Origin of the sequence: Dryocola baronae, from assembly GCF_051297175.1 — a bacterium.
In the GTDB taxonomy this organism is placed as follows: Bacteria; Pseudomonadota; Gammaproteobacteria; order Enterobacterales; family Enterobacteriaceae; genus Dryocola.
In genome coordinates, this window is the sequence record NZ_JBINNY010000001.1 from 2,033,351 (window position 1) to 2,053,255 (window position 19,905).

Annotated in this window: 19 protein-coding genes; 10 read left to right on the plus strand and 9 right to left on the minus strand. The window is 52.3% G+C overall.

Translation table 11 applies throughout. The annotated features are described in order from the left end of the window. Positions 1–49: 49 nt before the first annotated feature. The 4 genes from ACSPHG_RS09540 to ACSPHG_RS09555 are packed head-to-tail and all read right to left on the minus strand — an operon-like array spanning position 50 to position 1,571. On the minus strand, positions 50–433 hold the full coding sequence (locus tag ACSPHG_RS09540) for a hypothetical protein (protein WP_435953231.1): 384 nt from the start codon (positions 431–433) through the stop codon (positions 50–52). Further along, positions 430–618, minus strand: coding sequence for a phage filamentation protein Fil family protein (locus ACSPHG_RS09545; protein WP_435953232.1), 189 nt, complete (start codon positions 616–618; stop codon positions 430–432). The genes ACSPHG_RS09540 and ACSPHG_RS09545 overlap by 4 nt, the downstream gene beginning before the upstream one ends. Positions 619–628: 10 nt before the next feature. Beyond that, positions 629–1,138, minus strand: coding sequence for a phage regulatory CII family protein (locus tag ACSPHG_RS09550; protein WP_435953233.1), 510 nt, complete (start codon positions 1,136–1,138; stop codon positions 629–631). 31 nt (positions 1,139–1,169) lie between these two features. Further along, positions 1,170–1,571, minus strand: a complete 402-nt coding sequence (locus tag ACSPHG_RS09555; protein ID WP_435953234.1) for a hypothetical protein — start codon at positions 1,569–1,571, stop codon at positions 1,170–1,172. A gap of 179 nt (positions 1,572–1,750) precedes the next feature. Between ACSPHG_RS09555 and ACSPHG_RS09560 the strand changes: the two genes are divergently transcribed. From ACSPHG_RS09560 to ACSPHG_RS09585, 6 genes are all read left to right on the plus strand, one after another. After that, positions 1,751–2,530 (plus strand): helix-turn-helix domain-containing protein, encoded by a 780-nt coding sequence (locus tag ACSPHG_RS09560; RefSeq protein WP_435953235.1) that lies wholly within the window; start codon positions 1,751–1,753, stop codon positions 2,528–2,530. Positions 2,531–2,549: 19 nt separating this feature from the next. Next, positions 2,550–4,508 carry an NACHT domain-containing protein gene (locus tag ACSPHG_RS09565; RefSeq protein WP_435953236.1) on the plus strand — a complete coding sequence of 653 codons (1,959 nt, stop codon included), beginning with the start codon at positions 2,550–2,552 and terminating at the stop codon, positions 4,506–4,508. Positions 4,509–5,035: 527 nt separating this feature from the next. Continuing rightward, complete coding sequence (locus ACSPHG_RS09570) at positions 5,036–6,526, plus strand: SulP family inorganic anion transporter (protein ID WP_435953237.1); 1,491 nt, start codon at positions 5,036–5,038, stop codon at positions 6,524–6,526. Between the two features lie 249 nt (positions 6,527–6,775). Further along, positions 6,776–8,020, plus strand: coding sequence for an MFS transporter (locus ACSPHG_RS09575; protein ID WP_435953238.1), 1,245 nt, complete (start codon positions 6,776–6,778; stop codon positions 8,018–8,020). 20 nt (positions 8,021–8,040) lie between these two features. Continuing rightward, entirely contained in the window at positions 8,041–8,571 is a 531-nt protein-coding gene (locus tag ACSPHG_RS09580; RefSeq protein ID WP_435953239.1) for a GNAT family N-acetyltransferase, read from the plus strand. Positions 8,572–8,623: 52 nt separating this feature from the next. Further along, a complete protein-coding gene (locus tag ACSPHG_RS09585; RefSeq protein ID WP_435953240.1) occupies positions 8,624–9,268 on the plus strand; it encodes a metallophosphoesterase in 645 nt (214 codons plus the stop codon). 3 nt (positions 9,269–9,271) lie between these two features. On the opposite strand, the gene ACSPHG_RS09590 is transcribed toward ACSPHG_RS09585, so the two are convergent. The 5 genes from ACSPHG_RS09590 to yebS all read right to left on the minus strand — a co-directional run bounded on the left by ACSPHG_RS09590 (position 9,272) and on the right by yebS (position 15,285). Continuing rightward, positions 9,272–9,463, minus strand: a complete 192-nt coding sequence (locus ACSPHG_RS09590; RefSeq protein ID WP_435953241.1) for a YdfD/YebW family protein — start codon at positions 9,461–9,463, stop codon at positions 9,272–9,274. A 103-nt stretch (positions 9,464–9,566) separates the two neighbouring features. After that, positions 9,567–9,806, minus strand: coding sequence for a YebV family protein (locus ACSPHG_RS09595; RefSeq protein WP_435953242.1), 240 nt, complete (start codon positions 9,804–9,806; stop codon positions 9,567–9,569). 112 nt (positions 9,807–9,918) lie between these two features. After that, positions 9,919–11,361: a 16S rRNA (cytosine(1407)-C(5))-methyltransferase RsmF gene (gene rsmF, locus ACSPHG_RS09600; protein ID WP_435953243.1), complete on the minus strand. Its 1,443-nt coding sequence runs from the start codon at positions 11,359–11,361 to the stop codon at positions 9,919–9,921. A gap of 77 nt (positions 11,362–11,438) precedes the next feature. Further along, on the minus strand, positions 11,439–14,072 hold the full coding sequence (locus ACSPHG_RS09605; protein WP_435953244.1) for a PqiB family protein: 2,634 nt from the start codon (positions 14,070–14,072) through the stop codon (positions 11,439–11,441). Then, on the minus strand, positions 14,041–15,285 hold the full coding sequence (gene yebS / locus ACSPHG_RS09610) for a membrane integrity lipid transport subunit YebS (protein WP_435953245.1): 1,245 nt from the start codon (positions 15,283–15,285) through the stop codon (positions 14,041–14,043). Before yebS ends, ACSPHG_RS09605 begins: the two co-directional genes overlap by 32 nt. Before the next feature lie 169 nt (positions 15,286–15,454). Here yebS and ACSPHG_RS09615 point away from each other — a divergent pair, with 169 nt between their 5' ends. From ACSPHG_RS09615 to htpX, 4 genes are all read left to right on the plus strand, one after another. Next, a complete protein-coding gene (locus ACSPHG_RS09615; protein WP_435953246.1) occupies positions 15,455–15,943 on the plus strand; it encodes a GAF domain-containing protein in 489 nt (162 codons plus the stop codon). Between the two features lie 103 nt (positions 15,944–16,046). Continuing rightward, on the plus strand, positions 16,047–16,730 hold the full coding sequence (gene proQ, locus ACSPHG_RS09620; protein ID WP_435953247.1) for an RNA chaperone ProQ: 684 nt from the start codon (positions 16,047–16,049) through the stop codon (positions 16,728–16,730). A 20-nt stretch (positions 16,731–16,750) separates the two neighbouring features. Then, complete coding sequence (prc, locus tag ACSPHG_RS09625; protein WP_435953248.1) at positions 16,751–18,799, plus strand: carboxy terminal-processing peptidase; 2,049 nt, start codon at positions 16,751–16,753, stop codon at positions 18,797–18,799. Between the two features lie 191 nt (positions 18,800–18,990). Further along, positions 18,991–19,872, plus strand: a complete 882-nt coding sequence (htpX, locus tag ACSPHG_RS09630; RefSeq protein WP_435953249.1) for a protease HtpX — start codon at positions 18,991–18,993, stop codon at positions 19,870–19,872. Positions 19,873–19,905 lie beyond the last annotated feature (33 nt).

The window sequence follows — 19,905 nt, forward strand, 5'->3', positions numbered from 1 at the left end:
GGCAATAAGAAGCCCGGCGGGTTTACGCCTGTTTTTAGGTTTGGATTAATTACTCAGTTAAATAGCAGTCGTACTTTGAAAATCTTGATGGGAGCAAACTTCCCCAGCGGGTAATTTCGTTCATCGACCTGATTATCAATGCGCGGCGCGCCTGGTCGAAAAACTCAAACGGCTTACCGATTTCATCAGGCTTGAATGATGAAGGTTCCAGACGGTTCGCAAGAGTCAGGACAACGAATTTAAAGTTGTTGTCGAGCTTGTTAAAATTACGCAGCGCCGAGTTATTTGTGGCTTTTAACTGCTTGCGAAAACGAGCGAGACATTCGTCGCCGGTCATTTTCTGCGGGCCATCGATACGGGCGTGCATGAAGTACACATTGTTAAACGTCGCTTGTCCTGCTTTTGCGGATTTTACCAGGGCTGCACTTTTCATTTTGTCCTCCAGCGTTTAATCAACCGGGTAACGAGTGATGGCTTGTGAGTACGCAGTCCATTTAACAATGCAGACTGATCGCGGCTCGGGTGCCAGCGGTGATTGTTCTCGCCCATAATCCAGCCATGGCCGTAACTCATCGACGGGCTTTGGCGTTTCAGCAATGAAGCGAATGACGGTTCCATATGCATCACCTCAAATCAGGCCGAATGACGCGCCCAGGCCACTGACAGAATCGATAACGCTGTTCATGGCTGGGTTGGTCTGCAGACGCGCATGCATCGTGAGGGCTGCAAGGGAGAGATAACGGATGCCCGAATTAACGCTCTCAATCATCGAATGCTTACGGCATGCCGTAAGCTTGCCGTTGAATGTTGCGCCTGCAGCAATTTGGCCGACTTCTGCGGTCGCTTTGAGTGCATATTCCTGCAGCCTGTCGACGGCTAATTCATTCACCGGGACACATGGCAGGCAATGGAGTTGCGTCAGGAAACCATCAACCAAAGATGGGTCTTCAGTTACGTCCGTTATTGCCATTAATTCCGGAACGTTTAATTGATGCGGTTGCTCAGGGTTGAGCTTATTGCGCAGCACCTGAGGGCGCATGCCGAGCTTGTCCGCGAGGTCTGCAAGATTGTGCTTACTGGCAAAGTTTCGACATGCATCTTCGTAATGGGGCTGTTTAGAAACTTGGTAATCAAACATGGTGACTCACCTTAAAACTTGCATAATCAAGTTATCGTTTGATGTAACGGCAGTTTACGGCGTGCTGACGGTTCTTTTCGCGCCATGCAGCAACGTTAATCAAGGCGCTACCATGCTTTTCCATCACGTCTTTACGAGTTTTACCTGTCTCTTTGCAGGTAATAGTGCGTGTGACCTTCGTGGTTGGTGTAGGTGCGAGAAGCACAACACCGTTTGCAATCCACTTTTCAAGTAATGAACTACTGATGCCGTTGGCAGCACAGAAGTTTTCTTTAGACATGGTGGGGGAGTTCGCCAGCGCTGCAGCTTTTTCCAGTGCCTGATCAAGAGCATTATTGATGGCTGGAACTAACTGAGCTGCAATGCTTGCAATGAAGTCAGGGGAGGCCAGCATCTGAGATGTGAGCTGAGAGTTTGCATTTTCAGTATGCATAACGCAGTATCTCCGTATTAATGGTTGTGTTCTATGGTGTTACATGTGGTGTGTGACCACTATAGATCGCTTTATTTTAACTGTAAAACTAATTTTGCGTTCTTGGTGGAATAATGCGTCTTGAAAATGCAGTTGCAAGTGAGGTACTCACGAGGATTCTGTCTGCCTATGGTTTCAGTATGCAGAAAGATTTAAGTGACCATTTAGGAATAGCCAAAAGCAATGTGGCGAGCTGGTTGCAACGAGGGCATGTACCCGGAAATGTTATAGTCCAATGCGCATTAGACACAGGTACTGACGTCCAATGGTTAGTGACAGGTGAACTTGAAAAAGCAAGAATAATGGGAGAGAAACCTAAGCTAAATGGTAAAAAGCTATACGAAGAAATAATGTCCAATGGCGGTAGGGCAGTGCTTCAACGAATCATGGACGCATACGGTTTTAGCACTCAAAAACAACTTTGTGATCTTCTCGAAATATCATCAGGAACTGTAAGTACATGGATAAGGAGGAACTATTTTCCTGGAGATGTCGTTGTAACATGTGCTCTTGAAACAGGGGTACCACTTCTATGGCTGGCAACGGGTGCAAAAGATCAGCGAAAAAATAGTGAAATACATAATGCAACTGTTATTCCAAAAATAGATATTAATACAGGTGAGTTAGTAGATTCTGGTGAATTTGTAATTGATAATTTTTTCTTCACAAAAAGCAATAGAAATGCTGACAAAGTTAAATGTGTTCTTAAAAACAACAATATTTGGTTAATTGATTATAGCGAAGTAAGTTTAGGCAATGGAACTTGGTTGATCTCTATAGATGGTATCCATGATATATGGAATGTCGTTCGGCTACCAGGAGGTAACATAAAGCTTTCTAATGATTTATTAGAATTCACTTGCCAAAAAAGTGATATTAACTGCGTTGGACGAGTGGTACTAAAAATACAAGATTTTTGAAATGACAGGAGAGCAAGATATGTCAGTAGATTATTTACAAGTTGCCGTGGATTCTGGAGCAGGTGCCTTTGTGAAGACGGCGGTATCTGAAACTATAAGTTATCTCATGACTGTAAAATGGAAAGCAGATACAGATGTAGGAAAAGATATTTTAGAACAATTCGGCTCTAAAGAAGTTGTAGATAAATTTGCTATCAAAATATCAAAGGACATACTTACTTTTCGAAGCCTTTCAAATGCAGGGCGAAATGTCAATTTAGATGATGTATATTATCCATTAACGTTGACATTGGAGGATAATAGAGATCTAATTAGGATTGAAGATAATACGACAATAAAACACAAGGGAATTATTGTTATAAGTGGTAGTGCAGGACAAGGTAAAACAACCATACTGAGAAAATTATTTATAGAGGAAATCAAAGATAAAAATAGATTACCAATTTTTATCAACCTGAGAGAGGTGGATTTTGAAAATTCAGTTAGTACAATCAGTGTTATAAAACAATTCTTTACAAGTTATGGAATTGAATGTACTGACGAGAGTATCTCATTGCTGATGCAGTCCTCAAAATTAGTAATATTCTATGATGGATTTGATGAAGTAAATCAGGCATATAGAACGCGAGCAAGAGAGATTATAAAATCAACATGGAATAGATATAATTGCCAAGCGATTGTAACAACGAGGCCTCACACTGAAATTTACAGAGATAGTGGATGTAAAAACTGCCAAGTTAACAAGCTTGAGACTGAGGATCTTGAAGGGATAATCGGTAAAATTTCCCATAGTGAAAAGCAAAAAGAGGCGTTGATAAGTTTAATAAAATCTAGAGAATTTCTTTTAGAAGCATTAATATACCCTATCATGGTTGATATATTAATGGTTAGTTATTATAGTATGCGTGATACTCCTAAAACAATAAAAGATTTTTACGCGGGTCTATTTAGAAATTTAATGTATTCACATGATTTGCTAAAGCACTTTGAACGTCATAAATATTCTGAATTGGATGTTGATGAGTTGGAAATGGTATTTGATTCGTTCAGTGCATGTACATTTTTATCTGATAGATATCAATTTAGTGAAAGACAAATTGATAGGTTCTTCGAAGCAAGTTTGATGCATGTTAAACAAACTAAAGGTAAATCATATAATTCAAAAATGATTCGGAGAGATATTATAGATGGTACAAATTTAATTTCACGAGACGGCACCGATTTCTACACGTACATTCATAAATCAATACAAGAGTTTCATGCCGCAAAATTCCATATTTACTCAAATGATAAAAAACAACTGCTCCGGGATTTAATTAGAGATAATGATTCAGCAAAGTTAAACTTCTTACGCTTTCTTTATCAAATTTCGCCGAAGGATTTCTTATTATATTATGTCGTTCCATATATGAGATCTCTGGGATTTGTTGGAAACTATGACAGGAATGCTGGGTATAGCGAGCAGCAAATAATAAATAAGCTCATGATTGGAAGTGTATTAGAGTTTTCTTCAGAGGACAGCAAGGTAAGGTCTAAAAGCATCACTATTGAGTTTGGATTAGGGCAGAAAATAATTAAATCGTATGAACGCCTGAAATTTTTAGTGGGTATTTTGCAGGATATATTTAATCCTGAGATACCAAATGGGTACTTATTAAAAATAAATTTGCGAAGAAATCCGTATGTAAATGCTGATGTTCTTGCAAAACAAATACAATCGGGGAATATTAAACCGCAAGATTTTACTATAGCTTGTGGGATAAATAATAAAAATAAATCTAGAGAAAAAAGGTTGTTCATTCATAGAACTGAACTTAGCATTTTAAAACATGATATTCATTCTTTAACGTACATAGATACAGACTATAGAAAATATAGAGAAATGTTTGAGTATCTTTCTGACTTCTATAAAAATAATATAATGCCATATTATGAAAGGAAAAGCAGAAGGTCAAAATTAAAAATAACTGATATTTAAATGTATACTTGAAAATTAATCTTATCTATGCCTAGAGATTCATTGATGTTTTTACTTATGAGTAATTAACTACATCAATGAATCTCTAGGTGGAAATTTGATACTAACACTACTATGTAATCGCAAAAGAGATGTAGACAGGGTGTGGACACCCTTAGTTGAATCAATGGCAACCTATTGTTTTTTAGGGGTTTCAAAATGGAATATTAATATTCGGTCTTTTTTTGTCTGCAATATAGCGAACAACCGCATCATCCTTCGCGGCCCGCCGCAGACGGTTTTTTTATCATATCGCCGCGCCCTCTGATGTCCAGCAGTATTTGTAACATTTACGCTACTTTTTCAAGCTGTTTCGTTATAGCTAATATGCTTTCTATAATGGCACGTTATTAATTGGCTGTTTCCAGAGCGCTTTTTGAACCGCATCACATTCATTAGCATCCTTAGTAGTCTGTCAGTACAATCACCGGCTGCCTGGCCGCGCCTGGACGTGGCGATAACAATGATAAACCTGCAAAGACGAATCTATGACAACGACTCAAACCCAGATGCATGCGCGGGAAAATTCGCTCGCCTGCGTCCTGCGTTCCCCCCGGCTTTTTGTTCGGGAATCCCTGGCTGGCGTGATTACCGCGCTGGCGCTCATTCCAGAGGTTATCTCCTTCTCGGTGATTGCCGGTGTCGACCCAAAAGTCAGCCTTGTGGCTTCAATCGTGCTCTGTCTTGTAATGTCGATACTGGGCGGCCGCCCGGCTATGGTGACCGCCGCTGCTGGCTCCGTGGCGCTGGTGATTGGCCCAATGGTCCATCAGTACGGCGTAGGGTATATCCTCCCCGCCGTGGTATTTGCGGGGCTTATCCAGATTCTGTTCGGCGTGACCGGCCTTGCGCGCATGATGCGCTATATCCCGCTGTCCGTGATGACCGGGTTTGTGAACGCGCTGGGCATCCTGATTTTCTTTGCGCAGGTTCCGCATGTCTGGGGCCATAGCCCGCTGGTTTGGGGGCTTTTCGCGCTGACGCTGGCCATCGTTTTGCTGCTTCCCCGCGTGGTCAAAAGCGTCCCCGCGCCGCTGGTGGCGATCGTGGTCATTACCGTTGCCTGCGTAGGCATGGGTTTTTCCGTGCCGACGGTGGGCGACACCGGCCCGATGCAGGCCGGCATGCCCGGGTTTACCGAACTAATGGTGCCGTTGAATCTGGATACGCTGCGCATTATTTGGCCCTGCGCGTTAAGCATCGCGTTCGTTGGCCTGATGGAGTCACTGCTGACGGCGAAGCTGGTGGATGAACTTACGGATACGCCGTCCAGCAAGCGCCGCGAATGTTGGGGGCTTGGCGTTGCCAATATCTTTGCCGGTTTTTATGGCGGCATCGCAGGCTGCGCCATGATTGGGCAAACCATCGTCAACGTCGAACTGGGCAAGGGGCGGACTCGTCTTTCCACCGTCGCGGCAGGACTGGTACTTTTGCTGCTGGTTACCGGCCTAAGCGAAATGATGGCGAAGATCCCGATGGTCGTGCTGGCGGGCATCATGATGATTGTGGCGGTGAAAACGCTGAACTGGCACAGCGTGAAGCCTGCCACGCTTAAACGAATGCCGGTGCCGGAGACTCTGGTGATGGTCGTTACCGTTGCCGTCACGGTTTTTACCGGCAATCTGGCCATCGGCGTAGTGGGCGGGGTTATCTTTGCGATGATGCTGTTTGCCCGCCGGATCGCCCACGTTGTTCATGCCAAAAGGCAGCTTGCAGAAGACGGCAGGTCAGTTCGTTACACCGTAACGGGGCCGCTGTTCTTTGCCAGCAGCAACGATTTGTTCGAACACTTCCATTACGCCGACGATCCGCAGCGCGTCATTATCGACCTGACGCAGGCGCAAATCTGGGATGCATCGACGGTCGCGGTGCTGGACGCTATTGAAACGCGCTACCGGCGCTACGATGCGCAGGTTGAAATTGTCGGCATGGACGTGCGCAGCGCCGACTTCCACGAGCGTCTGAGCGGCAGATTTTAAGAACGAGCGCCAGCGGCCGCATTGGTCTGCTGGCGCTTCCAGTCGTAAACTCCGGTTTTTGCAATCCTCCTCACGCTATTCCCCTCTTGTTCTCTGCCGCAGCCGTCGTTCAAATCACAAGCTGGCGAATTAAACAATCCCTTAACATTGTCGTTGCGACGCTGGCGGAAAAATCTTATTACTCTTTAACCGTTTAGTGCAAAGCAGGCCAGCCCCTCCCAACAATAACGATAATCAACAGGATGACGCATGATGACAAAGCCAGCCGCCAGGCCTCCCGCCGAGGCGACGCTATTTCAGAGTTTAAAAACCTTTCCTGCCACGGTTCACGCGCTGCTGTTTTTCACGTTGGTCATCCGCTTTAGCTATTTTATGGCGTGGCCGTTTATCGCCATTATCATGACGCGAAATTATCAAATGTCGCCGGTGACGATTGGCCTTGCGATGACCGGAAGCGCGCTGCTGTCGGTGGTGCTGGGCATGTACGGCGGCCAGCTTTCTGACCGATTAGGCCGCAAAGCTATCCTGATGACCGGCTGCCTGCTGTCCTGCGTGGGTTATGGGCTGCTCGCCTTAGCGAGCGGGGTCGGGCTATTTGTCCTAGGGCTGCTGATCATCGGCGTTTGCTACGCATGGGTCGACCCGCCGGTACGCGCGTTGATGAGCGATTTGCTGGGCGACAAGCGCCGCCGCGCGCTGGCCTTACAGCTTCGTTACTACCTGATAAACGTCGCGGCGGTGAGCGGCCCGCTGGTCGGGATCGCCTTTGGTTTAACCTCCCAGAAGGGGACGTTTTTAATCACCGCGTTGAGCTATCTGCCGTTCTTCGTCTACGTCCTGTTTTATATTCCATCGGGAAAAATTGTCGCCGAGGGCGCGGCAGAAAAGCCGGTGAAGCTTCACGAAGTCATGATGATTATTGCTCGCGATAGGCTCTACGTGGCGGCGCTGATGTGCAGCATTTTATGTGCCGTGGTCTACGTGCACTACGAATCCGTTCTGCCACAGTATTTGCTGCGCCTGGATCCGGAAGCCGCGGTGCGGCTGGTGACGCTGATTCTGGTCACCAACGCCTGCGCGGTGCTGCTGGCACAGACTTTCCTGGTACGTTTTCTGGTTCGCGTCAGCCTGCCTGACCGCATTTTGCTGGGCGCGGCGATCTTTGCCGTTTCGCAGATCTGTTTTTGGGCAACCCGCACGCCGGATGTCTACGTGTGGATTGGCGCGACAATCGTTTACAGCGTGGGCGAGGCGATCCTGATGCCCAACCTTAATATCCTGCTCGATCAGCTTGCACCCCCGGCGCATCGGGGAGCCTATCTTGGCGCGTCGACGTTAAGCACGCTCGGCATCGCCACCGGGCCGCTTATCGGGGGGATTCTGCTGGCGCTGACCGGCGCGGGGGTGTTTATCGCTACGGCATTGTTTAGCCTGCTGTTGTGCGCGATTATCTATGCCTGCAAAATGGGCATGCAGGCGCGCCTGCAAGATTGATAACGATAAAAGGGATATTCATGGTTACTGAAGCACCTCGTCTTGAAACAGATCGTCTGGTTTTAAGGCATTTTACGCTTGATGATTTCGACGCGCTGGCGGCCTGCTGGGCCGACCCGGAGATGGTCAAGTTTATCGGCGGCGGGCTGCCGCAGAGTGCTGAAATGAGCTGGGGCCGCCTGCTGCGCTATATCGGCCACTGGCAGGCGCTGGGCTACGGCTATTGGGCGGTGTTTGAAAAGGACACGCGTCGCTACATCGGTTCGTTTGGCTTTCAGGATGCGCATCGCGATCTAACCCCGGCGCTGGAGCATCCGGAAGCGGGCTGGACGCTGATTCCGGCGGTGCACGGCAAGGGCTATGCCACCGAGGCGCTGGCCGCGATTATCGATTGGGCAGATACCGCTTTCACAGGGCCGGTCTGCTGCATTATTGATGATGATAACCAGCGTTCGATTCACCTGGCGGAACGTTTTGGCTTCCGCTTCGAGCATTACGTGACCTATCACGTCAAGCAGGTGCGAATGCTGGCGCGCCCGAAATCAGGCTGAGACACGCCGCTGGCCTATACTTTTAGAATGAGTGAATGCCAGCGGAGGCGCTATGTACCAGAGAATCGACGGTGAAAACTGGCGTCATATTTACATTGTGGGCGACCTGCACGGCTGCCTGGCTAAGCTGGTCGCGCTGCTAAAAAACCGGCGTTTCGATTCCCGGCAGGATTTGCTGATTTCCGTAGGCGATGTGATCGACCGCGGCCCGGACAGCCCCGGCTGCCTGGCGTTGCTCGACAAACGCTGGTTCAGGGCCGTGCGGGGTAATCACGAAGAGATGGCGCTGGACGCGCTGGAGCAGGGTGACAGGATGCTGTGGGTGATGAACGGCGGCGACTGGTTTAAAAAGCTGCCCGATGAACGCCAGAAGATCGTGCGGGAGGCGCTGCTGCACTGTCACGATTTGCCGTTAATTATCGAACTGCACGTCCATGATCAAACGCTGGTGATTGCCCATGCGGATTATCCTTCTTCCCACTATGCCTGGAACAAACCTGTGGACGAGCGCCGCCTGGTCTGGAGCCGAGAGCGGCTCAATAAAAATATGCAGGGGTTGGGGGAGAATATCAGCGGGGCAGATGGGTTTTACTTCGGGCACACGCCGCTAAAACAGGCCGCCCACTACCACAATCAAAACTACATCGATACCGGCGCGGTGTTTGGCAACACGCTGACCATGGTGCAGGTGCAGTAGCCGCTACAGGTCGCTAAATTCCTGCGCGGGACGCCAGAAGCCGTCGATAAACTCTTCTACCGGATAGCAGCCGCCGTGGCGCATACGCTGCTCGTCCATGACCGACAGGCACTGCTGCTCGGTGTTAAACACTTCTACGACGATATCGTCACAGCCGCCGTCCAGATAACAAACAAATAAAACCAACGCAAACATTAGCGCCTCAAAACCGCTCCGTTTGGCTTAATTGTAGGGGATGTGGCGAAAAGAGGGGAATGACTGCGGTAAATAACCCGTCTGGCGACGGGTTCATCTGGGATCATGCAAGACGCATAACCCACGCATCGGACTGTTGATCGTAACGCTGGCGGTAAAGTACGGAATGCTCGCCGTCTAGCACGGCGGGAATACTGGTGTCGTCATCCCACGCATCAAGCTGCATGCACAGGTCCGGGTCGGATTTGCAGGGAATGCTTAACGTTCGCTCACCCTGCTGCTCCCCGTGTAACTCGGCGTCTTCGATTTCGAATTTGCCTATTCGTACGTTAGTTTTCGTCATTTCGCTCTCCTCCGGTCCACTTGATGTGGTATGACCAGTAAGGTCACCCAAGTTTGAGCCTAGTCAATTGTGCAAAAAGTGCCAAATAAAAAGCGATTATTTTTAAGCCGAATTAACGACTGCTGGCGAACAGTCTGCCGTCGCGAACCAGCTCGCGCGGGTAGCTGTTTTTCAGGCGCGAGCCGATTTTGCGCGCCAGACCAAGGGGTTGCCCCTGGAAGGTGACGATAACATCGTCCGAAGCTGGCGCAGTTTCCGGGTAAATATCGCGCCCGTGATACCACTCTTCGGCCTCGTGCTCCGTCAGCTCAAAGGCCAGCGGCGAGGTGGCGTCGATCAGCGCGATGACCGCTTCGTGCTGCCAGCGGTAGCCTTTGTTGTACTGTTCCGCCAGGCGCAGGCCGATACGGGAGAAACGCACTTTGCCGATAAGCGGCACGATTTCTGCCGGGAACAGCCAGATTTCTTTGTCGCGCTGCCACAGCTTGAGCTCGTCGCCCCAGCTAATGCCAACTTTTGCCGCCGACGAAACGACGTCAGCCGCCGCGCGGCCGTGCAGGGGAGCAAACGGGAATTTGCCGACCTTGTATCCCGGTTCCGGCAGACGATCGATAGAGGCGGTTTTACGCAGGCGGGCGACGAAGAAGCCTTCGCAGTCGTAAATCTGCGGGAAGACGTGCAGGAAGCCTTCTTCGGTGATGGCTTTACCCGCGTCCGGGAACAGATCGTTCAGCGGGGCGATTTCTACCGCGTCGGGCCAGCTGTCGAGCAGCCACTGGCAGATCTGCTGATTTTCCTCGCGGTTGAGGGTGCAGGTGGAGTAAATCAGCGTCCCGCCAGGGCGCAGGGCGTGGAACGCGCTGGCGATCAGTTCGCGCTGGGTGTCCGCGATGCCTGCGGTGCTTTCCGGCGTCCAGTTGCGCAGCGCGTCAGGGTCTTTTCGCACCACGCCTTCGCCGGAGCAGGGCGCATCGAGCAGAATCGCGTCAAAGCATTCCGGCAGCGCCGCGCCAAAGACCCGGCCATCGAAATGCGTCAGCGCGACGTTGCTTATCCCGCAGCGGCTGATATTGGCATGCAGCACTTTCACCCGGCTGGCGGAGTATTCATTGGCAAGAATTGCGCCGCGGTTCCCCATGCGCGCGGCGATCTGCGTGGTTTTGGAACCGGGCGCGGCGGCCACGTCCATAATCAGCTGCGGCTCGCTTTCATCGGCAAACAGCGCCGCCACGGGCAGCATCGAGCTTGCTTCCTGAATGTAGAACATGCCGCTCAGGTGTTCGGCGGTACTGCCCAGCGGCAGGCTCTCTTCGTCTTCTCGTTCAATCCAAAACCCTTCCTCACACCATGGAATCGGCGTTAGCTGCCAACCGTAGGGTGCGACGAGTTCGAGAAAGTCGGCAACGGATATCTTGAGGGTGTTAACGCGCAGGCTGCGGCGCAGCGGGCGCTGGCAGTATTCGATAAAGCTGTCGAGCGACTGGCCGGCAGGCAGCGCGTCACGCATCACGTCAAGAAAGGCTTGCGGAAGAAAAGCGGAGTGAGTTTGAGCCACGAGGGGAGTTCCAGAGAAAAATAAGGGGCGCAGTGTAGCATAAAGGCCCCGGCGAGTACCGGGGCGCTTTGGGTTGGCTAGCGCGGCAGGGCGGTGCCCCACTGACGCCACTCTTTCGGTTCACTTTCCAGCAGCAGGAAGTGTTTGCCCGTTTCTGCTTTCGGCGCCAGCGGCGTGCCCGGAGGCGTCGCAAAGGCGATGCCGCCGCGGATGAACTGGTTAAACGTGCCCGTTTTCACCACGCCGCCGGTCAGCCCGAAGTCAAGGCTGTAGCCGGAAGCCAGCCAGAACACCGAGCTGTCGCGCACCAGATGCTGGAAGCGTTTGCTGATGCGCAGGCCGACCATTACGCGGTCAGAAAGGTTGCCGAGCGTCAGTCCCGTCACGGTGCCCACTTCCACGCCGCGGAACAGCACCGGCGTGCCGATGCTCAACGCGCCCGCTTCAGGCACTTCAAGCACGATGCTCAGGCCGTCGGAGTAGCGCGAGTCGGTGATCGACGTTTCCTGTAGCTCGAAATCACGGCGCGGCGAGCCGCGGCCCGGCTCCACGTTGATATACGGCTGGAGGATAGTATCCAGGTGATCGACGCCCGCTGCGGAGATTTGCGGCGTTACCACGGAGAAGCGCGTTCCGCCGCGAGCAAAGGTAGAAACGTATTCCGGATAGAGCACGGCTTTGGCCTCGACTTCGCTGCGCGATTCGGTGAGGTTCAGCGATTCGAGCTGGCCGATGTCGATCCCCAGATAACGGATTGGCATGCCGGCGGAAAGCTTACCGGCGTCAAACGTATGCAGCGTTATCTGGCTCCCCACCGCACGGGCGGCAGTTTCCGAGGCATAAAGCACGCGCTTGTCGCCTTTGGTGAAGCCCGCGCCCGCGCCGGTCAGGTTATCGAAGCTGATTGCGCCCTTTAGCGCGCGGGAAAGCGGCGATGCCTGAACCGTCAGGCCGCTGCCGTTCAGCTGCACGCGCGCGCCGCCTTCGGCCCAGAACACGCTGCTGGAGGTCAACAGGTTGCGGTATTCCGGCTTGATGTGAACGTCGATATCAAAGCTATTGGCCTTCGGGCGTACGGTGATGATTTCGCCGACCTGGAATTTACGGTAGAGCACCACGGAACCGGCCTGGATATCCGGCAGGCTCGCCGCCGTCAGCGTTAGGGTGGTTGTCGGCAGGTCGCTCAGGCTGTTTTCAACCGCTTTTTCCAGGTTGGCGTAAAGCGGATAGGTCGGCTTCATTTCGCCCTTGTCGCCAGGAATAACGCGCACGCCGCCGCTTACCCATTCGCTCGCGCTTGCGCCGAGGAATTCAACGCCGTCCATGCCGAGCTTCACGTCGATGCGGCTGTTGACCACGAACTTGCTGTCGCCTTTTAACAGATGGCGATACTGCGGCTCGATGGCAACGGCGAAGCTAACGCCCTTGGCGCTCAGCGAACGCTCAAGCACCTGGCCAATCTGAATGCCGTGCAGGATAACCGGCTGTCCCGCGTCGATGCCGTAGCTTTCCGGCGCGGTCAGGCTCAGCGTCAGCACGTTTGGCTGCTGGAGCGGAGTTTTGTCGCTCGGGAGGATGACAAAGTGATCCTGCGGGTCGCCTTCGCCGGGGATCAGCTCGAAGGTGCTGCCCGTCAACAGGCGGCTGATGTCCGGGTTGCTAAGGGAGAGTTTCGGGCTGCGCAGTTCGATGCGGGTGCCGGTGCGCATCAGGTTAACCACGCCCGGATCGACCGTCATTTCGCCGGTCACCGAGCCGCCTGGTAGGAGGTTCAGCTTGGTGAGCGTGCCGACTTCCAGGCCCTGATACATCAGCGGAGTCGAGTCTGCCTTCAGCCCTTCACCGCCCGGCAGGTCGAGCTTGATAAGCACGCCGCGCTGGCTGTGGGCCAGATCTTCATACAGTCCGAATTCGTCATCGGCTTTTGCCGGGGCCGATCCTTCCGGTGAGTCAAAGGCAATTGCCCCGTTGACCAGGGCTGCCAGGCTTTCAAGCTGGATCTGCGCGCCGCTCAGGCTGATATTGCTTTTCACCCCGGAAACGTTCCAGAAGCGGCTGCCCTTTTTCACCAGGTTGGTGAAGCGGCGGTCGATCAGCACGTCCACGGTAACGCCCTGCTTGTTCGGGCTGATGGTGTAGTCGTAAACGCGCCCGACGGGAATTTTACGGAAGTAAACCAGCGAGCCGCTGTTGAGCGAGCCGAGGTCCGGCGCGTGCAGGTGAATCATCAGCTCGCCGTTGTTAAGGCGATATTTCGGCTGGGTATCGAGCGCGACAAAGTGGTCTTTGGGTTCGCCTTTGCCGGGCATCATGCCGATGTAGTTACCGCCGACCAGCGCGTCCAGGCCGGAAACCCCGGCTAAAGAGGCTTTCGGGGTGACGAGCCAGAACTGCGTTTCTTCGCGCAGCGCGTCCTTCATGTCGCTTTTAATGCTGACTTTAACTTCAATTTTATTCAGGTTTTCGCCAAGGCTGACGCTTTGCACGGTGCCCACCTCGACGCCCTGATAGCGCACGGGGGTGCGCCCGGCGACGATGCCGTCCGCTGAGATGAAATCGATAGTTGCCGTAGTGCCGCGTTCTTCATAGGTTGTCCAGATAAGCCAGCTGGCAATCAGCAGGGCGATAATCGGCAGCAACCAGAATGGAGAAATCCGGCGTTTTGTTTTAATTCGCGCTTCAGTCGGTGAAGCGGGCGTTTCCTGACTCATGTGCGTCCCAAAGTAGTCGGCTATCCAGCCATTCGACTGCAAGAATAGTTAAAATAACCGACGCGCCAAAGTAAAACGCGGCCGGTCCCATAGTAAATGCCAGCAGCTGATCGCGGTTGACCAGCGACATGGTGAGAGCAATAACGAACAAATCGAGCATCGACCAGCGGCCAATCCAGGTGACAAAACGCAGCAGCAGTATGCGCGTGCGCAGGCCTTTCTCACATTTGAAGTGGATACTGAGTAAAAGCGTAATCAGTACAATCACTTTAGTAAACGGTACGAGAATACTGGCAATAAATACCACCGCGGCGACCGCAATGTTGCTTCCCGCAAGGGAAATGATGCCGGAAAGTATCGTGTCTTCCTGCCGCGAGCCGTTGACGTAAATAACAGAAATGGGCAGCAGGTTCGCCGGAAGCAGAAACATCAGTGAAGCGATGAGCGCCGCCCAGGACTTTTGCAGGCTTTGCCGACGACGGTGACGCAGCGGCACGTGGCAGCGCGGACAGCGGCCTCGTGCGTCCGGCACGCCGGTGAAGTGGCAGCCGAGGCAAACGCGAAGCTGTGCGTTATAGGCGCGGGCGGGGCGCTGCGGGTAGAACCTTTCCCAAAGCTGCTCGACGTTAAGGTGGATCATGGTCAGCAGACTTAACACGACCAGCGCGACAAATGCGACCAGCCCAACGCCCGGCTGCATAAACGCATACTCTTTCACCTTGATGGAGGCGACGCCTATTCCCACCAGATAGATGTCCAGCATCACCCACTCTTTGAGCTTCTCGAGCATCAGCAACACCGGCCTTAGATTCATGCCAAGAATATTACCGAAGTAGAGATAGGCGATAGCGGCGACCAGCGTCGCCGGAGCGCCCACCGCGCAAAAGAGCACCATGGCTGCGGTAACCGGGTCGCCTCGGCTGGTCATCTGCCAGATGCCCTGAAAAACGTTGGCATCGATTCTGGTCCCCAGCAAATAGATACGCAGCAGGGGTTCGGAAAAGGCCACCGGCATTAGCAACAACATGGCGATAGCCATTGCCGCGAGGCGGGTTAACGACCAGTCGCGCCCGTGATGCACTTTGGCGTCACAGCGGGGGCAATAGGCGCTTTGAGAGGATTTCACCGCAGGCAGGGAGAAAAGGGTATCGCATTGGGGACAACGCTGATAACGTGCCTGCGGCAAAACCTGACTAATGGCGTGTATTTTCATTTTTCGTCTTAGTCCGGAAATCGCCGTGCGGCATGTCGTGTCTCACTATGATATGAATAATAAGCCAAGCCTATATTAATTCATAAAATGATACACCTTGTGGCACAGCGCATTTAGTGCTTATTTTATTATGCTATGCGGTACGGTCAGACAACAAAATGGTTACTCAATGAACAAAGAACAATTTTACGCGGATTTAAATCGCGATTTCAGTGCGTTATTGGCAGGTGAAACAAGTTTTTTGGCAACCCTTGCAAACACCAGCGCGCTCCTTTTCGAACGCCTTGATGGCGTCAACTGGGCGGGCTTTTATCTTCTGGAAGACACGACTCTTGTGCTGGGGCCTTTCCAGGGCAAGATTGCCTGTGTACGCATTCCGGTCGGTAAGGGCGTGTGCGGCACGGCGGTTTCAAGCCGCGAAGTGCAGCGCGTCGAAGATGTGCATGCCTTTGACGGCCACATCGCCTGCGACGCCGCGAGCAATTCCGAAATCGTCTTCCCGCTGGTGGTGAACGACGAAATTATCGGTGTTCTGGATATCGATAGCACCGAATACGGTCGCTTTACTCTGGAAGACCAACAGGGCTTATCCCAACTGGTTACGCAGCTTACACAGCTTCTAACCGCTACGGATTACAAAAAATTCTTCACTCGTTAGCATGATAAACAACGGATAACGTGGCATTTGCCGATAGCGTCATTATAATGTCGCCTGTTCATGCCGCGGTTTGTTGGCAACTCCGTTGTAATCAGGAAATTTCATGGAAAATCAACCCAAGTTGAATAGCAGCAAAGAAGTTATCGCCTTTTTGGCAGAGCGTTTCCCACAGTGCTTTAGCGCTGAAGGTGAAGCTCGCCCCCTGAAGATCGGAATCTTTCAGGATTTAGTCGCGCGCGTTGAAGGCGAAATGAGCCTTAGTAAAACTCAGCTTCGCTCCGCGTTACGTCTTTATACTTCAAGCTGGCGTTACCTGTACGGTATCAAAGTCGGTGCGGTTCGTGTCGATCTCGACGGCAACCCATGCGGTGAGCTGGATGAGCAGCACGTAGAACACGCCCGCAAACAGCTTGAAGAAGCCAAAGCCCGCGTTCAGGCCCAGCGTGCCGAACAGCAGGCTAAAAAACGTGAAGCTGCTATCGCTAACGGTGAGACTGTCGAAGACAAACCTCGTCGCGAGCGTAAACCGCGCCCTGCAGCACCACGTCGTAAAGAAGCAACAGAACGCAAACCTCGTGCCGATAAGCCCGCTGCTCAGGCTCCTCGCGAGGAAAAACGCACGCCAGTGACGGATATTTCAGCCCTGCAGGTTGGACAGGCAATTAAAGTCAAAGCGGGTAACAACGCGATGGATGCCACCGTATTGGAAATTACCAAAGATGGCGTCCGTGTACAGCTGACTTCTGGTATGGCTATGATTGTACGCGCAGAACACTTGCAGTTCTGAAACGGAGGCCAGACCCGGGCATGAACAAACTCTTTAAGCTTACGGCCGTCGCTAGCCTGTTGTTTCTGACAGGCAGCGCGCTTGCCGTCGATAACATCACGCGCGCTGACCAAATCCCGCAGTTAAAGGAAGAAGCACAGCATGCCACGGTGAGTGAGCGCGTAACCTCGCGCTTTACTCGCTCGCACTACCGCCAGTTTGACCTCGACGAAAAATTCTCCGCCAAAATCTTTGACCGCTACCTGAATCTGCTCGACTACAGCCACAACGTGCTGCTGGCGAGCGACGTAGAGCAGTTCGCGGCTAAGAAAAACCAGATTGGTGATGAGCTACGTTCAGGCAAGCTGGATGTGTTTTATGATTTGTACAACCTGGGTCAAAAACGTCGTTTTGAGCGCTATCAGTACGCGCTGAAGGTGCTCGAAAAGCCGATGGATTTCACCGGCAACGACACGTTTAATCTCGACCGCAGCAAGTCACCCTGGCCGACAAGCGTTGATGAGTTGAATAAACTCTGGGACGGTAAGGTCAAGTATGACGAACTGAGCCTTAAGCTGACCGGCAAAACCGAGCAGGAGATCCGCGAAACGCTGACCAAGCGTTATCAGTTCGCGATTCGCCGCCTGGCACAGTCCAATAGCGAAGACGTTTTCTCGCTGGCGATGACCGCGTTCGCGCATGAAATCGACCCGCATACTAACTACCTCTCGCCGCGCAATACCGAGCAGTTCAATACTGAAATGAGCCTGTCTCTGGAAGGTATCGGCGCGGTGCTGCAAATGGATGATGACTATACGGTTATCAATTCCATGGTCGCCGGTGGCCCGGCAGCCAAGAGCAAGGCGATTACCGTTGGCGACCGTATCGTAGGCGTAGGTCAGACGGGCAAAGGGATGGTTGACGTCATCGGCTGGCGTCTGGATGACGTCGTTGCGCTGATCAAAGGGCCGAAGGGCAGCAAAGTGCGCCTTGAGATCCTGCCTGCCGGTAAAGGCACCAAAACCCGCATCGTTACCCTGACGCGTGAACGTATTCGTCTTGAAGATCGCGCGGTGAAACTGACCGTGAAAACCGTCGGCAAAGACAAAGTGGCCGTGCTGGATATTCCAGGCTTCTACGTTGGTCTGACGGACGACGTTAAGGTTCAGCTGCAGAAGCTGGAAAAACAGAACGTGAAGAGCGTGATCATCGATCTGCGTTCTAACGGCGGCGGCGCGTTGACCGAAGCGGTTTCGCTGTCCGGTCTGTTTATCCCAAGCGGCCCGGTGGTTCAGGTGCGCGACAACAACGGTAAAGTTCGTGAAGACAGCGATACCGACGGCGTTGTGTACTATAAAGGCCCGCTGGTGGTGATGGTTGACCGCTTTAGCGCCTCGGCATCTGAAATCTTCGCCGCGGCGATGCAGGATTACGGTCGTGCGCTGATCGTGGGTGAGCCAACCTTCGGTAAAGGCACCGTGCAGCAGTATCGTTCTCTGAATCGTATTTACGATCAGATGCTGCGTCCGGAATGGCCTGCTCTGGGTTCAGTGCAGTACACCATTCAGAAGTTCTACCGCATCAACGGCGGCAGTACGCAGCGTAAAGGTGTCACGCCAGACATCATGATGCCTACCGGTACCGAAGAGACCGAAACCGGCGAGAAGTTTGAAGATAACGCCCTGCCGTGGGATAGCATTAACGCTGCAACCTACGTTAAGTCAGGCGATCTGAAACCGTTTGAGCCGCAGCTGCTGAAGCTGCACCAGGACCGCATCGCTGCGGACCCGGAGTTCCAGTACATCATGAAGGACATTGCTCGTTTCAATGCCCTGAAAGAGAAACGCAGCATCGTTTCCCTGAATCTCGCCCAGCGTGAGAAAGAAAATCAGGAAGACGACGCCACGCGGCTGGCGCGCATCAACGATCGCTATAAGCGTGAAGGGAAGGCCCCGCTGAAAAAACTCGACGATTTGCCGAAGGATTACCAGGAGCCGGATCCGTATCTTGATGAAACGGTTCACATTGCTCTGGACTTTGCAAAGATGGAACAGGACAAGCCGGCTGAACAACCGGCAGCAGCTAAGTAACTCCCAACGGGCACAAGAAATTGTGCCCGTTTTTCTACCTATCTCACGTCACGTCAGCCCCGCCCCCATAAAATGTAAAGTTATGTATTATTAACCACTTGTAGTGTGATGATGCTTGAAAATGGCAGGCTTGCCCCTACGATGTGGGGTAACGCACAGTGCGTATTTTTAACCGAGGTAAAAAGAAAATTATGATGCGTATCGGGCTTTTCCTGCTGACCAACCTTGCGGTTATGGTCGTTTTCGGGCTGGTGCTAAGCCTGACGGGGATCCAGTCAAGCAGCGTTTCCGGTCTGATGATCATGGCGGTATTGTTTGGCTTTGGTGGTTCTATCGTTTCCCTGCTGATGTCCAAGTGGATGGCATTACGTTCAGTTGGTGGGGAAGTCATTGAACAACCGCGCAATGAAACGGAACGCTGGCTGATTGAAACGGTTCGCCGTCAGTCGCAACAGGCTGGCATCGCTATGCCACAGGTTGCCATTTACCATGCGCCGGACATCAACGCGTTCGCCACGGGCGCTCGCCGCGATGCTTCGCTGGTGGCCGTCAGCACCGGTCTTCTGCAAAACATGAGCCGCGATGAAGCTGAGGCCGTGATCGCTCACGAAATCAGCCACGTCGCAAACGGTGATATGGTTACCATGACGCTGATTCAGGGCGTAGTGAACACATTCGTTATATTTATTTCCCGTATCATCGCGCAGGTTGCCTCAGGCTTCCTGTCCGGGAACCGTGACGAAGGTGAAAGCAGCAACGGCAACCCGCTGGTTTATTTTGCGGTCGCAACGGTGCTGGAACTGGTGTTTGGTATTCTCGCCAGCATCATCACCATGTGGTTCTCCCGCCACCGTGAATTCCATGCGGATGCCGGTTCGGCGAAGCTGGTTGGGCGTGAGAAAATGATTGCTGCGCTACAGCGCCTGAAAACCAGCTATGAGCCTCAGGAAGCCAGCAGCATGATGGCGTTTTGCATCAACGGTAAGGCGAAGTCGATGAGCGAACTGTTTATGACGCACCCGCCGCTGGACAAACGTATCGAAGCACTGCGTAACGGCGACTACCTGAAGTAAGCGTTTAGAAAGACGTCAAAAAGCGTGCCCTTA

Bases quoted from the DNA above. Each gene is read 5' to 3' on its own strand.
- yebS (WP_435953245.1), bottom strand. From the start codon at position 15,285: ATGAAAATACACGCCATTAGTCAGGTTTTGCCGCAGGCACGTTATCAG.
- ACSPHG_RS09540 (WP_435953231.1), bottom strand. From the start codon at position 433: ATGAAAAGTGCAGCCCTGGTAAAATCCGCAAAAGCAGGACAAGCGACG.
- ACSPHG_RS09570 (WP_435953237.1), top strand. From the start codon at position 5,036: ATGACAACGACTCAAACCCAGATGCATGCGCGGGAAAATTCGCTCGCC.
- ACSPHG_RS09560 (WP_435953235.1), top strand. From the start codon at position 1,751: ATGCAGAAAGATTTAAGTGACCATTTAGGAATAGCCAAAAGCAATGTG.
- prc (WP_435953248.1), top strand. From the start codon at position 16,751: ATGAACAAACTCTTTAAGCTTACGGCCGTCGCTAGCCTGTTGTTTCTG.
- ACSPHG_RS09590 (WP_435953241.1), bottom strand. From the start codon at position 9,463: ATGTTTGCGTTGGTTTTATTTGTTTGTTATCTGGACGGCGGCTGTGAC.
- ACSPHG_RS09545 (WP_435953232.1), bottom strand. From the start codon at position 618: ATGGAACCGTCATTCGCTTCATTGCTGAAACGCCAAAGCCCGTCGATG.
- ACSPHG_RS09605 (WP_435953244.1), bottom strand. From the start codon at position 14,072: ATGAGTCAGGAAACGCCCGCTTCACCGACTGAAGCGCGAATTAAAACA.
- ACSPHG_RS09565 (WP_435953236.1), top strand. From the start codon at position 2,550: ATGTCAGTAGATTATTTACAAGTTGCCGTGGATTCTGGAGCAGGTGCC.
- htpX (WP_435953249.1), top strand. From the start codon at position 18,991: ATGATGCGTATCGGGCTTTTCCTGCTGACCAACCTTGCGGTTATGGTC.
- ACSPHG_RS09550 (WP_435953233.1), bottom strand. From the start codon at position 1,138: ATGTTTGATTACCAAGTTTCTAAACAGCCCCATTACGAAGATGCATGT.
- ACSPHG_RS09580 (WP_435953239.1), top strand. From the start codon at position 8,041: ATGGTTACTGAAGCACCTCGTCTTGAAACAGATCGTCTGGTTTTAAGG.
- proQ (WP_435953247.1), top strand. From the start codon at position 16,047: ATGGAAAATCAACCCAAGTTGAATAGCAGCAAAGAAGTTATCGCCTTT.
- ACSPHG_RS09555 (WP_435953234.1), bottom strand. From the start codon at position 1,571: ATGCATACTGAAAATGCAAACTCTCAGCTCACATCTCAGATGCTGGCC.
- ACSPHG_RS09575 (WP_435953238.1), top strand. From the start codon at position 6,776: ATGATGACAAAGCCAGCCGCCAGGCCTCCCGCCGAGGCGACGCTATTT.
- ACSPHG_RS09585 (WP_435953240.1), top strand. From the start codon at position 8,624: ATGTACCAGAGAATCGACGGTGAAAACTGGCGTCATATTTACATTGTG.
- ACSPHG_RS09595 (WP_435953242.1), bottom strand. From the start codon at position 9,806: ATGACGAAAACTAACGTACGAATAGGCAAATTCGAAATCGAAGACGCC.
- ACSPHG_RS09615 (WP_435953246.1), top strand. From the start codon at position 15,455: ATGAACAAAGAACAATTTTACGCGGATTTAAATCGCGATTTCAGTGCG.